11 protein-coding genes are annotated in these 15,088 nt (G+C 40.7%); 8 read left to right on the plus strand and 3 right to left on the minus strand.

All coding sequences use genetic code 11. The features are described 5' to 3' along the window. Nucleotides 1-15: 15 nt before the first annotated feature. Complete coding sequence (locus AAEU30_RS09660) at nt 16-738, plus strand: response regulator (protein ID WP_421960317.1); 723 nt, start codon at nt 16-18, stop codon at nt 736-738. Here the strand turns inward: AAEU30_RS09660 and AAEU30_RS09665 are convergent. From AAEU30_RS09665 to AAEU30_RS09675, 3 genes are all read right to left on the minus strand, one after another. After that, nucleotides 735-2,018 carry a DUF3472 domain-containing protein gene (locus tag AAEU30_RS09665; RefSeq protein ID WP_421960318.1) on the minus strand — a complete coding sequence of 428 codons (1,284 nt, stop codon included), beginning with the start codon at nt 2,016-2,018 and terminating at the stop codon, nt 735-737. The two genes, AAEU30_RS09660 and AAEU30_RS09665, sit on opposite strands and share 4 nt — an antisense overlap. A gap of 54 nt (nt 2,019-2,072) precedes the next feature. After that, nucleotides 2,073-4,910 (minus strand): TonB-dependent receptor, encoded by a 2,838-nt coding sequence (locus AAEU30_RS09670; RefSeq protein WP_421960319.1) that lies wholly within the window; start codon nt 4,908-4,910, stop codon nt 2,073-2,075. A 99-nt stretch (nt 4,911-5,009) separates the two neighbouring features. After that, nucleotides 5,010-6,383, minus strand: a complete 1,374-nt coding sequence (locus AAEU30_RS09675) for a Gfo/Idh/MocA family protein (RefSeq protein ID WP_421960320.1) — start codon at nt 6,381-6,383, stop codon at nt 5,010-5,012. A 264-nt stretch (nt 6,384-6,647) separates the two neighbouring features. On the opposite strand from AAEU30_RS09675, the gene agaR reads away from it, so the two are divergent. The 7 genes from agaR (at nt 6,648) to AAEU30_RS09710 (ending at nt 15,016) form a co-directional block, all read left to right on the plus strand. Beyond that, on the plus strand, nt 6,648-7,418 hold the full coding sequence (gene agaR / locus AAEU30_RS09680) for a transcriptional repressor AgaR (RefSeq protein WP_421960321.1): 771 nt from the start codon (nt 6,648-6,650) through the stop codon (nt 7,416-7,418). A gap of 46 nt (nt 7,419-7,464) precedes the next feature. Continuing rightward, nucleotides 7,465-8,748: a D-tagatose-bisphosphate aldolase, class II, non-catalytic subunit gene (locus tag AAEU30_RS09685; RefSeq protein WP_421960322.1), complete on the plus strand. Its 1,284-nt coding sequence runs from the start codon at nt 7,465-7,467 to the stop codon at nt 8,746-8,748. A gap of 17 nt (nt 8,749-8,765) precedes the next feature. Next, on the plus strand, nt 8,766-9,902 hold the full coding sequence (locus AAEU30_RS09690; RefSeq protein ID WP_421960323.1) for an SIS domain-containing protein: 1,137 nt from the start codon (nt 8,766-8,768) through the stop codon (nt 9,900-9,902). Continuing rightward, nucleotides 9,895-10,824, plus strand: a complete 930-nt coding sequence (locus AAEU30_RS09695) for an ROK family protein (protein ID WP_421960324.1) — start codon at nt 9,895-9,897, stop codon at nt 10,822-10,824. Before AAEU30_RS09690 ends, AAEU30_RS09695 begins: the two co-directional genes overlap by 8 nt. Then, a complete protein-coding gene (gene nagA, locus AAEU30_RS09700) occupies nt 10,821-11,993 on the plus strand; it encodes an N-acetylglucosamine-6-phosphate deacetylase (RefSeq protein ID WP_421960325.1) in 1,173 nt (390 codons plus the stop codon). The genes AAEU30_RS09695 and nagA overlap by 4 nt, the downstream gene beginning before the upstream one ends. A gap of 145 nt (nt 11,994-12,138) precedes the next feature. Next, entirely contained in the window at nt 12,139-14,223 is a 2,085-nt protein-coding gene (gene fusA, locus AAEU30_RS09705; protein WP_087531296.1) for an elongation factor G, read from the plus strand. A gap of 361 nt (nt 14,224-14,584) precedes the next feature. Further along, the gene (locus AAEU30_RS09710; RefSeq protein WP_421960326.1) at nt 14,585-15,016 is read left to right on the plus strand and encodes a hypothetical protein; all 432 of its coding nucleotides are present in this window, start codon (nt 14,585-14,587) and stop codon (nt 15,014-15,016) included. Nucleotides 15,017-15,088 lie beyond the last annotated feature (72 nt).

The raw sequence follows: 15,088 nt of genomic DNA on the forward strand, positions 1-15,088 counted from the left end.
AAGAGTGATAGTAAAATGACATATTCAGTGATCATTATTGAAGATGAAATCGAAGTTGCGCAATTATTAGCACAATATTTACTGTTACCTAATGGTGGAGCGGGAAACCAAGTGGCGCGGCAAGGACTACGTAAAGGGCAGTATCAAGTTGTTGGTATTGCGGCGAACCTTGCTACTGCGGATGCACTGTTAAAGGCGATAGAACCTGATTTAATATTATTAGATATTCACTTACCGGATGGAAATGGATTAGATTTATTAACAGAATTACGTGCACGGGCAATTAAAAGCGATGTGATGCTACTCACGGCTGCAAAAGAAGTTGAAACTCTTGAAAAGGCAATTCAACTAGGTGCATGTGATTTCTTAGTGAAACCGTTAATGTTAAACCGCTTAGACCAAGCATTGGCTCGTTTCGAAGCACGTCATCAATGTTTGTCAGATGCTAATGAAGTTACGCAATCTATGGTCGACACTTTATTTGGTTCGAGTGAGCAAAGTAAAGCACCCGCTCGGTTACCCAAAGGGGTTGATCAATTAACATTAAGAAAGATACTTGATGCTTTTAATACGAATAAAAAAACATCGTTCACTGCCCAGCAAATGGGCGATCTTGTGGGAGTGAGTCGCTCTACAGCAAGGCGTTATTTGGAATATTTACTTGAAGCAGAACAAGTGGGGGCCGACCAAAGCTATGGTAGCATTGGCCGACCAGAACGCTGTTATAAAATGGATTAGTGTTTAGGCAGTGCACTCAAATCAACATCAGGTTCAGCGGTTGTCATGCGCTCAAACTGACTTTGCAATTTGGTAGGACCAGTGAAGAATCCAGTATTACGTAAGTAAAATTGCCCATTGTGAGTGCCGCCTTGGTAATCCATTCTAGATTGTTTGGCGGCAGTTGCATCATAGGTAAAACGTGCTTTAGTAAGTGCATGCCATTTTCCTTCGGTATCTCTGAGCCACTGATTACCGTATAACGCTTTACGCTCGAATTGCCCAGCGTCAGGAATGAAGTTTTCTAAAAAGCTATGTGGTCTAGCTACATAAGTATTTGTGTTTGGGCGCCTGAATGATGCGATAAATAACCAGCCTTCATTCAAAGGGTCATAAAAATAAGCGCTGTAATCAGTGTGATTGACCAGATTGTCGGTAGGGTTGACCTTTAGCAAAAAACGATACGTTTGCTCTGCTTGCCATGGAAAGATTAAATAACTTTGTCCACCCGAGCCTTCATTACCAAATTTACCAGTGTAAACATTTTGACCCTTTGCTAGCAGTTGAATACGCATATTATTTGGTATCGCAGTTGGATCATCTGTTTGAAATGGACTCCAAACTGAAAACAAAACTCTGCGCTCTGTTTCAGAGTTAACCTGTATACCAAAGTAACCCTCAGCAAAGCCATTGGCCATAAAATAGGCTCCTTGATGATCATATCCATGTGGTACCGTGAGTTCTGAGTAAAACCACTGATAGCTTTTTGAAGTATCGTTTATTGGGTAGTTTAAATGTACAGATGGACCGCGACGTCCCCAATAAATATCATCCTTTACATACAAAGGTGCTGGCAACTCTGTATCTAGCGTGATAATTAGCCCTTGAATATCAGCAAAGGTTTCTGCTGTTTTAGCTATACCGGTAAGTTGCAATTGTTGGTATCCGATCTGTTCTGGCATAAACTCACCAAGATCGATATCTTTATACTGTTGATTAGTTAGCGCAATTAACTGACTCTGTTGATTGAAATCGACTTTAAGCTGGCTTTGTTCACCTGTAACTTTTACGCGCAACTTTAAATTAAAGGCGGCTTTTGTTGGCAGATAAAAGTAGTGATTGACGGGTATTGTTGAGTCTTGCCAGTGCGTGATCCCCGCATCACTAATCAGTTTTTTATTTACTGAGATACTATGACTAGTAGCACTATTACCGTAACTAGGAATAAAGTAATCTGTGGTTTGGTTCGCCACTGCAAATGAAGTCCATAATAATGAACCAATAAATAGTAATACTCTCATAGCGAGCTCCATAAATAGCGCCGACAAACGGCGCTAATATAAGTAGGTATAAGCTTAAAATGATGCTGAAAAACCAAGGCTTACTGAGCGTCCATAACGTGCTAAACGACGGATCTGTTCTTCGTTTTTCACATATGACCATTGTCTTTCATTAGTTAAATTAGTGACGCTTAAATCTAAACGTATTTTTTCGCTAATATTGTAGCTGGCACTAAAATCATATTGGCCATAGTCAGCTGCCCATTCAGGGCCACCCCAAGCATCAGGGTAAACTAAATAATCGTCGCGCCAGTTATAAGCTATACGCGTTTGAAATGCCTCTTTTTCATAGTAAACAACAGCATTATATGAGTGCTCAGACATACCAACAAACGGTAGATCGTTTAGTTCTTCATCGTCATAACTACTGTCTGTGAATGTGTAGTTTATTTGCACTCCTAAACCATCAAATGGTGCAGGTAAAATGTCGTCAAATGATTGTTGATAGGCGGTTTCAAAGCCTAAAATAGTCGCGCCTTTTTCTGATGTCGGTGATATTTTAGTAAAAACAGGACCATCTACTTCAACACCATCTTTAAAGTAATTACCTACCTGCGCAGTGCCTATACGGCCACGAGCGATTACTGATTCTATGTCTTTATAATACGCTGCAAATGTTAGTGCGCCATAATCAGAGAAATACCATTCAATGGTGCTGTCTATTTGGTTGGCTCTCAGTGGCTTTATACCTGGATTTGAGGCATGGTATTCAGCATTATTAAAATCTAAATAACTATAAGGTGAGAGATAGTCTAAATTTGGTCGCGTGATCACTTTTGCGGCACTAAAGCGATAAAGTAAATCATCACGTAAATTCAATTTAAAATTTAAACTTGGTAGCACATCGGTGTAGCTTTCTTCTGTGGTAGAGCGAGTGTAGTAATCTTCAATTTCGCCATCAACACGATAGCTCAATGCGCCATCTTTTTCAGTTACATTGTAGCGAACGTTCTCAACATCAAAAGTATAACCATCTGAAGAAACATCAGTTTGTATCACCCTTACGCCCATGTTAAGTGTAAATGGTAATTTGCCTAAGTCACCTTGCAGGTTTGTTTCGATAAAAGCAGCTAAAGTTTGCTCTGTTAAGGCAAACGAATCATTTGGACTACTCTTAGCTGTGATTTTATCTTGTGCAGCTTGTGGGTTAATTGATTCATAAAAAGCATAAAGTTTGTCGTAATCAAAACTTGCCCATGGATCAGGGTGTTTACCAGGCTCACCATCTAAAAAGTTATCAAAGTTTGCAGGTACTAATACATCGGCAGGTAAGCGAAATAAATTCAAGCCACCCAGTTCTTCAACGCTAGAGTCATCAAAACTAGGGTATTCTGAGTTTTTAAAATACGCACCACCGTTACTAAACATTGAGGCGTTTTTAGACTTATAAACACTGCGCTCTTTTGTTTGTTTGCCATAATGCACACCAAATTGTATATCTTTGACTAATTCAAAAGTTGGGATATAAGTTGCTGCAAGTCGAACTTCTTCAATCTTATCTTTTACATCAGTGCCATAATTATAGCTGTAATGTGCACCAAAGGGCTGCTCGGCACTTAAAGCTGGAGTCATGGTTACATCGGGCAGCATATTACTACCTGTTTGGTCAATCGTGATTCCATCGACAAAACCGCGGGCTACAATAAAGCGATTATTACCATTGCTTACATTCTTAGCTTGTGACTGTGAAATATCTAAATCAAATGTTAGAGCTTCTGTTGCGTACCAAACGGTATTAAAGCCCCATTGCCAAGTATCCGTATTACGTGGCACAGATACATTTAATAGCTCTGCCATTGCTCCATCGACTAACTCGACATAATTTGCATTGCCGTCTTCATTAAACTTTACTTCACCAATTGACGGTATACCTGGTGTCCAAGATTCATCGTATGTCACAAACGAGATTTGGTATTGCTCACCATTGGTCTCGTACTGTGAATACATGCTGTCAAAGTTGACGTCTACACTGTCTGAAGGGCGCCATTGCAAGGCTAAGCTTGCGCCAAGTCGTTCGCGAGTATCTTGCCAGTTTGAATAGCGGACGTAGCCAGGAATAACCGATGGGTGCGATTGCTCGTTATCTTCAAGTGTGCCGTTACCATTACTGTCAATGGGAATACGTACATCCACATTCTCATCAGGATCATAAAAACCTTCACCTTCGTATGAATCGGCACGTTGTGTTCGTTCAGAATAAACGGCAGTAAATAGTGCGCCAAAAGTGTCATCAAAAAATGTGTCGCTAATTAAAAAAGATGCTTGCGGGTTGGTGTCCCCAGTACGTTCTTCGTAAATTCCTTTTGCGCTGCCAGATAAGGTAAAGCCATCTAAATCTAGGGGTTTACGGGTTTTAATATTGATAACTGAACCAATCCCGCCTTCTTGCGTTTTACTTTGTGGAGATTTATATACTTCAAGTGATTGCACTATTTCTGGGGCAATCAAATCAAAGTTAAAATTACGACTAGAGTGCTCAGAAGCCATGCGCCGGCCATTGACTGTGGTTACATTGTAGTCTCCGCCTAAACCCCGAACCGTAACGTTTTGCCCTTCGCCACCGTTACGCGTAATGGCAATACCGGTCATTCGTTGCAGTGCTTCTGCAATATTTTGATCCGGAAACTTACCAATATCTTCTGCAACGATGGCATCCATAACCCCAACAGCTTGTTGTTTTAAATACAGGGACTCCTTAATACTCGAGCGAACACCTCTAACTTCGATTACTTCTACTTGCTCGGTTTCGGCTTCTTTTTCCTTTTCTTTGTCTTCTTCAGCAGCCAATATTGTACCACTGAAAATAGCACTCATGGATAAAAAAAGGGTGGGCAGTTTTAGTTGTGTTTTCATAATAGTTACCTGTATTTTACTTGTTGATGGTTGTTTTTATTAATTTATTTAGAGCTAAGGGCATTAGCGTGGTTACCCACTAATACCCTTGAGGGTTAATTACGAAATAATGCCTAGTGGTTTTGCTTGTTGCCACAGACCACGAGTAAAGTCAGGGAAGTCTTTACTGTTACTACGATCGGCGACAGAAGCAACGGAAAGTGGAAAAACGGCTGACCATGCTGCAGCGTCATACACATCTTGATCAAGTGGCTCACCGTTGCGAAGGCAAAAAATAATGCGCCAAAACATTAGAAAATCCATGCCACCATGGCCGCCGTTACGCTCAGCTTCTGCGCCCATTTTTTGCCAAAGTGGATGATCATATTTGTTATACCAGTCAGCCATATCGTAGTCCCACTCGTGGTAGCTTTTACTGCCCCCTTGCTCAAGGGCAATGCGGTTAGGGAAACCTGCAAATACACCATTAGTACCTTGAATTAAGTTATGACGAGAGTAAGGGCGTGGCGTGGTTGTATCGTGTTGGACCATAATGCTTCGGCCTTTAACCGTTTTAATGATGCTGGTATTCATATCGCCAGCGACGTAGTTCAACTTATTGCGACCATGATCTGCTGGAAATTCCTTTTTAGCGTATGCTGCGCGTCCTAGTGATGGTGAGCTCATTGATGTTATGTAGTCAAACCGATCGCCACGGTTGATATTCATATACTGTGAAACAGGACCTAAACCATGAGTAGGGTATAAATTACCGTCAACAGCTGCATGCCAAGGAGTACGCCATGAACCTGTTTTATGGTCAATTTCTTTCATTTGCCAGCGTAACTCGTGAATATATGCCGCTTCACCATGCAATAGTTCACCAAAAACACCTTGGCGAACCATATTTAGTACCATGAGTTCATCACGGCCATAACAAACATTTTCCAACATCATGCAATTCATCTGGGTGCGCTCAGACGTATTAACTAGTTGCCATGCTTCTTCAACAGTCACCGCTGCAGGCACTTCAACAAAAGCATGTTTGCCACTTTCCATAGTGGCTACTGCCATAGGAGTATGCCATTTCCATGGGGTTGAAATTATCACAATATCAATATCTTGGCGTTCTAACATACGAAGGTAATCATGATCGTTTTTGCCGTAGGTATCTGGCTTTTTAAAGCCTTTATCGACAACTATTTTTACTGCTCGCTCTACAACGGCCTGATGGGTGTCGCAAATTGCTTTGATTTCAACACCGTCTAAATGGCAAAAATGTTTAACGGCGCCAACACCCCGCTCACCCACACCAATAAAGCCGACTCTTACCACATCCATTTTAGGTACTGTTAAGCCAAGTGTTGAATGCCCTTGTGTTGCCGTTTTTAGCATTGAGTTGGCATTGGTTGTGGAGGCACAACCTAACGCTGCGCTGGTTGCTGCAATTGCGGCCATTGATTGAAGAAATCGTCTGCGGTTTAGATCGCCCATGATAGTGCCCTTATATGTTTATTATTTGTAAAATTGTTTTCACAGGGTTTTATTTGTACACGTAAGGAAATTCCAATGCAAGGTAAAAATCTTTCGTTTGCTTTCACTTCTTGGTTTGTTAAATTATTTTTATATTTTAAATTCTTGTATTTCAATTGCTTGATGGCTTTTGTTGTGAATTGAGAGGGAATGTAAAAAAATTGAATTGAAAGTAAACGAAAGCTGCGTACAATGAATGAAAGTTAATTATGAAAGAGAGCGAGCATGCTTAACACTATCGAAAGACGACATGAAATTGTGCAATTGGTTTTCAAGCAAGAGCGTGTACAGGTTCCTGAGCTTGCTCAGTTGTTTGGTGTATCAACGGTGACGATTCGCAATGATCTTAATGAGCTTGACGAAAAGGGCTTGCTAGTACGTTCCCGTGGTGGAGCTGTGGCGAGTAATCGTTTAACTCAAGAGTTATCATTAAAAGAAAAACATGACGCAAATCGTGGCATTAAAGAGCGATTAGGTAAGTTTGCTGCCAGCCTAATTAAAGATGGTGAATCGATCATTTTAGATTCTGGCACCACGACCGAAGAAGTCGCTAAAAACTTAACCAATCATCATAGTGTTGTTGTGATGACAAATGGTTTAAACGTCGCACACTCTTTACTCAATGCACCTTCTGTCGAAGTGCTGATGACAGGTGGAACTTTGCGTAAAAAATCACTGTCTTTTTATGGTCGTCAAGCCGAACAGCACTTGCAACAATATCATTTTGATAAGTTGATTTTAGGTGTTGACGGTTTTGAGAAAGATATTGGTATTACCACGCATTTTGAACTTGAAGCCTTGTTAAATCGAGTCATGTGCGAAGTGTCACGAGAGATCATTGTTGTTACCGACTCAAGTAAATTCAATCGAAAAGGAGTGCACAAAATAATTTCTGCTAGTGAAGTAAATACAGTGGTGACAGACAGCGATATTCCAGCCGATATTAAAGCGGCTCTCGAAAGTGTTGGTGTCGAGCTGCACATAATCGACCTTTAATTTTCCATAGTAATTATACAACGACTAATCAATATAGAGGCTTGCAATGACGATATTACAGAAATTAATCGCGGCGAATAAATGTGGTGATAAACGGGGGATTTATGCCGTTTGTTCGGCGCATCCATTGGTACTCGAAGCCGCTATATTGCAAGCCAAGCAAGACAATAGCTATTTGTTAATTGAAGCTACTGCGAATCAGGTCAATCAGTTTGGTGGTTATACCACGATGATGCCAGCAGACTTTATGGCATTTGTCCAAAGGCTTGCAACAGAGCAAGCCTTTGCAGTTGATAAGCTGATCCTCGGAGGTGATCATTTAGGCCCAGTGTGTTGGTGTGATGAGGACGCTGAAGCAGCGATGCAAAAGGCTGAACAGCTAATAGCTACTTATGTGGCGGCAGGGTTCAAAAAAATTCATTTAGATACCAGTATGCGTTGTGCTGATGACGATGCAATTTTAGCGGATGAAACGGTGGCAATACGCGCGGCGCAGTTGTGTGCAGTGGCTGAAAAAACAGCCGTCAATACATTTGGCCACAGTGATTTAGTGTACGTGATAGGAACTGAAGTACCCCCACCAGGTGGAGCTGATGAGCATATCGATACGCTTGCGGTGACAGAAACAGACCATGTAGCGAGTACATTAGCGCTACACCATGATGCATTTTTAAAGCTTGGTTTATCAGCTGCTTGGCAACGTGTAGTTGGCTTAGTTGTTCAACCGGGTGTTGAATTTGATAATACCCAAGTATTTGATTACGACAGTAGTAAAGCTCAGCAGTTAAAACAATATATACAAACAGTGGATAGAATTGCTTTTGAAGCACATTCAACTGATTACCAAACCCCAGTTGCCTATAAGCAATTAATAAATGACCATTTTGCGATTTTAAAAGTGGGCCCTGAGCTTACTTTTGCTTTGCGTGAGGCGTTATTTGCATTAAGTCATATTGAAGATGCGTTGGTTGATACTGAGCAATGCTCACATTTACGTACCGTTATTGACGCTGATATGCAGCAATTCCCAAAGAATTGGCAACGTTTTTATCAAGTTGATAGTTCATTGCAGAAGCTATATCGACGCTTTAGTTTTAGCGATCGAATCCGTTATTACTGGGGACAGCAAGGAAATCAAAATGCGGTTGAAACGTTATTCAGTAATCTGCAAGCACAGCCGATCCCGTTACCGCTACTAAGTCAATATATGCCATTACAGTACCTTGCTGTACGTAATGGTAGTTTAGAAAACAACCCTAAATCTTTGGTGCTTCATCACATAATGCAAGTAACCAGCCGCTACGCAGATGCGTGCTTTAAACAACAGTAGACGTAGATGAGGTAGTTATGTCGAATTATTTAAAAATAGATGAGTCTATCTTGCAGAGCAAAAATAGTTTTTGGACTGCGAAAGAAATTATGCAGCAGCCAATGAGTTGGCGGGAAACACTTGACTTAGTGAGTGCTGTTCGTGATCAACTAGATGATTGGTTATCCGATATTTTAGAGCAGCCTAATGCACAAATTATTTTCACAGGCGCAGGTACGTCGGCATATGTTGGAGAGGCGGTCGTTGGCTATTTAAATCAACATATATCAACTCCGTGTCGAAGTGTTAGTAGCACTGAGTTAGTTGCATGCCCAGAGCAGTACTTACAAAAGGATACACCAACTTTACTTGTCTCGTTTGCGCGCTCGGGTAACAGTCCTGAAAGCGTTGCTGCTGTTGATGTGGTCAACCAAAGTGTGCGCAGTGCAGCACATTTGTTTATTACATGTAACTCAGAGGGAGCGTTAAATAAGCAGGCTGTTGATAATCAAAAGTGTTTTTCATTGTTAATGCCAGAGCAAACTCTTGATAAAAGCTTTGCTATGACGAGCAGTTTTACTTCAATGTTGGTGGCAAGCTTGGCGGTTTTTAGTAATGTCGATGATGCTGTAATAGCAACCGCTGCGAGTGTTGAACAAGCCATTCCTGAAATGTTAAGTGAATTGAAAGTATTAGCTGAGCTGCCTATGCAGCGTTTGGTGTATTTAGGGGCTGGTTCATTAAAAGGCTATGCACAAGAGTCTGCACTAAAGTTGTTGGAGTTAAGTGCTGGACAAGTAATGGGGTATTTCGAATCACCACTAGGGTTTAGACATGGTCCTAAGTCGCTGGTTGATGAGTATACTTTGATCATATTATTTGGTGCTTTAAACGCTCATACCCAGCAGTATGACAAGGATCTACTGACAGAATTAAATGATGACAAAAAAGCACTTGCGGTAAAGGCGTTGTCATTACCTGACTCACTGGTTAATAAACAATTAGACGATGTATTTAACGGGCTGTTTTATATGGTGTGCGCGCAAATCATTTCTTTTTATAAAGCATGGCAATTGGGTATTACTGTTGATAATCCGTGCCCAACAGGGGAGGTTAACCGTGTAGTTCAAGGTGTGACTATTTACCCGTTCACACAAGGAGATATTAATGACTAAGCAGTATATTTACGGCATTGATATTGGTGGTAGTAAAATTGAACTGGCTGTATTTGACGCGTCATTAAAGCAACTTGAATCATCACGAATTGTGACTCCACAAAGTAGCTATCAAGATTTCTTAAATGCGTTAGTGGTTATGATTCTAAGCGCTGATAAAAAGTATCAATGTCAAGGCGCAGTAGGCATTGGTATGCCAGGAATTATTAACGCAAACCAAGAAGTGCTATCAGCGAATGTACCTCATGCAACCGGACATAATACCGCGCAAGATTTAGCGAAGCTCATTAATCGCCCTGTAGCTATTGAAAATGATTGCCGCTGTTTTGCATTATCAGAGGCACAAAGTTACATAGGCATACAACATACACGAGTGTTTGGTGCAATTATAGGAACCGGTGCTGGTGGAGGGTTATGCATTGACGGTAAGCTTTACAGAAGTGCTCAAGGTATTGCTGGCGAGTATGGTCATTATGCGCTGTCCGCCGTGTTGCAACAAAAGTATCAATTGCCTATTTTAAAGTGCGGCTGTGGTTTAATGGGTTGTGTTGAAAGTTATATTGCAGGGCCTGGTTTAGCAAAAATTTATCGACATTTTTCCGGTGAAGTGCTGACTACTTTTGAAATCGTTGAAGGGCTAAGAAAAGGCGATGTGCTATGTCAGCAAAGCTTTGCCTGTTATGTTGATTTGATTGGTAGCACGTTTGCAGCAATTATTATGGCTTATGATCCTGAAGTGATCGTAGTTGGTGGTGGTATGTCGCTGGTAAGCGAGTTAATGGATAAACTGGAGCAAGCAATCACACCTTACATTTTTACTGGTATTCGGGTGCCAAAAATTGTACTTGCTGAATTTGGCGATGCAAGTGGTACGCGTGGCGCTGCTATTTTAGCAAAAGCACAAGTTGGGGCGTTGTCATGAGTGAGTCAGTATATTATGTCAAAGCTGCAGCTATTTATTGCCAAGATCGTGTGCTTAAGGAGCACTTTATGTTGGTAGAAAATGACCGCATCAGCGCTTTTACTCAAACACCGCAATTGGAATTTCCTATACATGATTATGGCGATGCTGCGATTATTCCTGGATTAATAGATTTACATATTCATGGCCGTGAAGGCTGTGATGTGATTGATTGTAAAATGAGTAGCATTGAAACTATCTCAAGTTCATTAGCACAGCATGGTGTAACGGGTTTTTTAGCAACAACAGTAACGACAGATTGGCAGCAAACTTTAGATGCAATGGCTATTATTGGTCAGGCATATGTACAGCAGCCCAGAGGTGCCCAAGTACTTGGTGGTTATAGTGAAGGGTTGTTTTTTAGTGAAGTTCATAAAGGCGCCCATAACCAAGAGTACTTTTTGGAGCTATCAAAACCTCATTTAGAGGCCATGATTAAAGCAGCCGCAGGGAGTCTGAAAATTGTTGCTCTAGCACCAGAAAAACCCGGTGCTAATGCGTTAATTGAGTACCTTACTGGGCAAGGTATCAGAGTTATGCTTGGTCATTGCGATTCTAATTTTGAGCAAACAGAACAAGCTCTTGAGCACGGTGCGTGCGGTGGGGTGCATGTTTTTAATGGCATGCGTGGTATACACCATCGAGATCCTGGCTGTGCGGGGGCTGTATTAATGAACGATGCCGCTTTAGTTGAAGTTATCGCCGATGGCATACATCTTCACCCTACTATTTTACAATTAATTTATAAGCTAAAAGGTCCGCAAAAAATTGCATTGATCAGTGATTGTATTAATGCTGGTGGCCTAAATGATGGACAATACAAACTGGGAAAAATGGATGTGTTTGTTGATAATGGAGTTGCGAAAACAGCATCAGGCTCCTTAGCGGGCAGTACATTAACTTTAGAGTTGGCTGTGAAAAATATGCATCTGCTAGGTAGTGTTACTCTGCTAGAGGCCATAAACATGGCCAGTATTGTACCAGCTCGATTTTTAAACATTGCAGATCAAGTAGGCTCTTTAGCAGCAACTAAGCAAGCAAATTTTGCTATCTTAGATAACAATTTTACTATTCAAGCGACCTACATAAAAGGCCAAAGGTGCTTTTTAAGAAGCGCTGATAATGCTTAAAGTGTTTTGTCATCAGCGTTAAATAGCATGGAAAGTAAAATATTATAAAATTGATTGCATTTTAAGCGACTTCTATGGTGATGTTCGCTTTAACTAATGCTATACTCCCGCCGAATAATTTTTCGACTTTATTAAGAGTAAAATAATGGCAGATTTATCGAAGTACAGAAACATTGGTATTTTCGCGCACGTTGATGCGGGTAAAACTACCACCACTGAGCGTATCCTTAAACTAACGGGTACTATCCATAAAAGTGGTGAGACGCATGATGGTGAGTCAACAACTGACTTCATGGAACAAGAAGCTGAGCGCGGTATTACTATCCAGTCTGCGGCTGTAAGCTGTTTCTGGAAAGATCACCGTTTCAACGTTATCGATACTCCAGGACACGTTGACTTCACAGTAGAAGTTTATCGTTCACTTAAAGTATTAGATGGCGGTGTTGGTGTATTCTGTGGTTCTGGTGGTGTTGAACCACAATCAGAAACTAACTGGCGTTACGCTAACGAATCAGAAGTTGCACGTATTATCTTTGTAAACAAATTAGACCGTATGGGTGCTGATTTTTACCGTGTAACTGAGCAAGTACGTAAAGTACTTGGTGCTGTACCACTAATCATGACTTTACCAATCGGTATCGAAGATGAGTTTGTTGGTGTTGTTGACGTTTTAAACAAACAAGCATATGTTTGGGATGAGACTGGTCTTCCAGAAAACTACGAAATCACAGACGTTCCTGCAGACATGGTAGAAAAAACTGAAGAGTACCATGAGATGCTTATCGAAACTGCTGTAGAGCAAGACGATGACCTAATGGAAGCGTACATGGAAGGTGAAGTTCCTTCTATTGAAGATATCAAACGTTGTATCCGTAAAGGTACGCGTGACCTTGCTTTCTTCCCTACTTACTGTGGTTCTGCGTTCAAAAACAAAGGTATGCAATTAATTCTTGATGCTGTTGTTGATTACTTACCAGCTCCTACAGAAGTTGACCCTCAACCTCTTATGGATGAAGACGGTAACGAAAACGGCGAGCATGCAATTGTATCTGCAGACGAACCATTCAAAGCGCTAGCATTCAAAATCATGGATGACCGCTTTGGTGCATTAACTTTCGTACGTATCTACTCTGGTAAACTTAATAAGGGTGACACTATCCTTAATGCGTTTACTGGTAAAACAGAGCGTGTTGGCCGTATGGTTGAGATGCAAGCTGATGATCGTAAAGAGCTTACTTCAGCACAAGCTGGTGATATCATCGCTATCGTAGGTATGAAGAACGTGCAAACTGGTCACACTCTATGTGATCCTAAGCACCCAGTAACACTTGAGCCAATGGTATTCCCAACGCCAGTAATCTCGATTGCTGTACAGCCTAAAGATAAAGGCGGTAACGAGAAAATGGGTGTTGCTATCGGTAAAATGGTTGCAGAAGATCCATCTTTCCAAGTTGAGACTGACGAAGATTCAGGCGAAACTATCCTTAAAGGTATGGGTGAGCTTCACTTAGATATCAAAGTAGATATCCTTAAGCGTACTTACGGCGTAGACCTTATCGTTGGTCAACCACAGGTTGCTTACCGTGAAACTATCACTCGTGAAATCGAAGATAGCTACACGCATAAGAAACAATCTGGTGGTTCTGGTCAGTTCGGTAAAATCGACTACCGTATCAAGCCAGGCGAAGTGGGTTCAGGCTTCACGTTCTCTTCATCAGTTGTTGGTGGTAACGTACCTAAAGAATTCTGGCCTGCAGTTGAGAAAGGCTTTAAGTCAATGATGGGTGAAGGTGTTCTAGCTGGCTTCCCAGTACTTGACGTTGAAGTTGAACTTTTCGACGGTGGCTTCCACGCCGTGGATTCATCTGCAATTGCTTTCGAAATCGCTGCTAAAGGTGCTTTCCGTCAATCGATCCCTAAAGCGGGCGCGCAACTTCTTGAGCCAATCATGAAAGTTGATGTGTTCACGCCAGAAGATCACGTTGGTGATGTAATCGGTGACCTTAACCGTCGTCGTGGTATGTTAAGCGACCAAGAAGCTGGTTTAACAGGCGTTCGTATTAAAGCAGACGTTCCGTTATCTGAAATGTTCGGTTACATCGGTTCACTACGTACTATGACATCTGGTCGTGGTCAGTTCTCTATGGAGTTCTCACACTATGCACCATGTCCACAAAACGTAGCTGATACTGTAATCGCTGCAGAAAAAGAGAAAAAAGCGGCTAAGTAATTAGTCACTTAAACTCTTAAAAAGCCCGCACTTGTTGCGGGTTTTTTGTTTTTATAAATACTATTAATATATGAAAACAATAATCTATATCAACCGTTTGGTTAGTATTATTAATAATAAACAACCATATTTACCTACCGCAATATTTGTAACTAGAAAACTCAGAAAAATAATATATCAGGGATAATGTTGATATATTAACTAGTTATGATAAATCCTTTTGTGCTAGTTAAAAAGTAGTGCAAATACTCTTGTTAACTCTTTTATTGTGTGTAAAATTATGCACCTAAAACATTGATTTTAGACTGTAAATGGAAAGCCTTCCTTGAAGAAGAAGGTCATAATAAAGGAGCTTCATTCAATGAATGTAGTAAAATTATCGCCAAATTGGACTTTGCAAATAGTAAAAGTAATTTTCGCATTACTTGTTGCCTACATTCTAAGTGCGATAACTGCTTTAGGCTTTGAATCAGCAAGCGTCATTATCATTCCTCTCGTTTTAATGATTAGCCTCTTTAATATTATGCAATTAAAGTTTCTACATTGTTATAAAGCAGGGGTAAACTATTCTCGTGGTCTGGGTAAGCGATATATTAATGCAGATGAAATAAAAAGTATTAGTTTTAAACGTTATGGAATAATCACAGAGTTTAAAATTGTAACGTTAGCAGAGCAATCTCATCGCTTTATAAATTGGCATATAACAGCAGAGCAAAAAACAGGAATTAAAAACTTATATGCAGCAAAGTATGTGGGTTGTGATAACAATAATACGCAAAGTTGTAATGCTTAACTGGTAGGTTGTTTAGCTTTAATCTTACTAATTCAGGTGTAAATTAAATCAATGCCACTTTAAATTAAAGTG

Source organism: Pseudoalteromonas mucoides (assembly GCF_049257175.1).
Classification (GTDB): Bacteria; Pseudomonadota; Gammaproteobacteria; order Enterobacterales; family Alteromonadaceae; genus Pseudoalteromonas.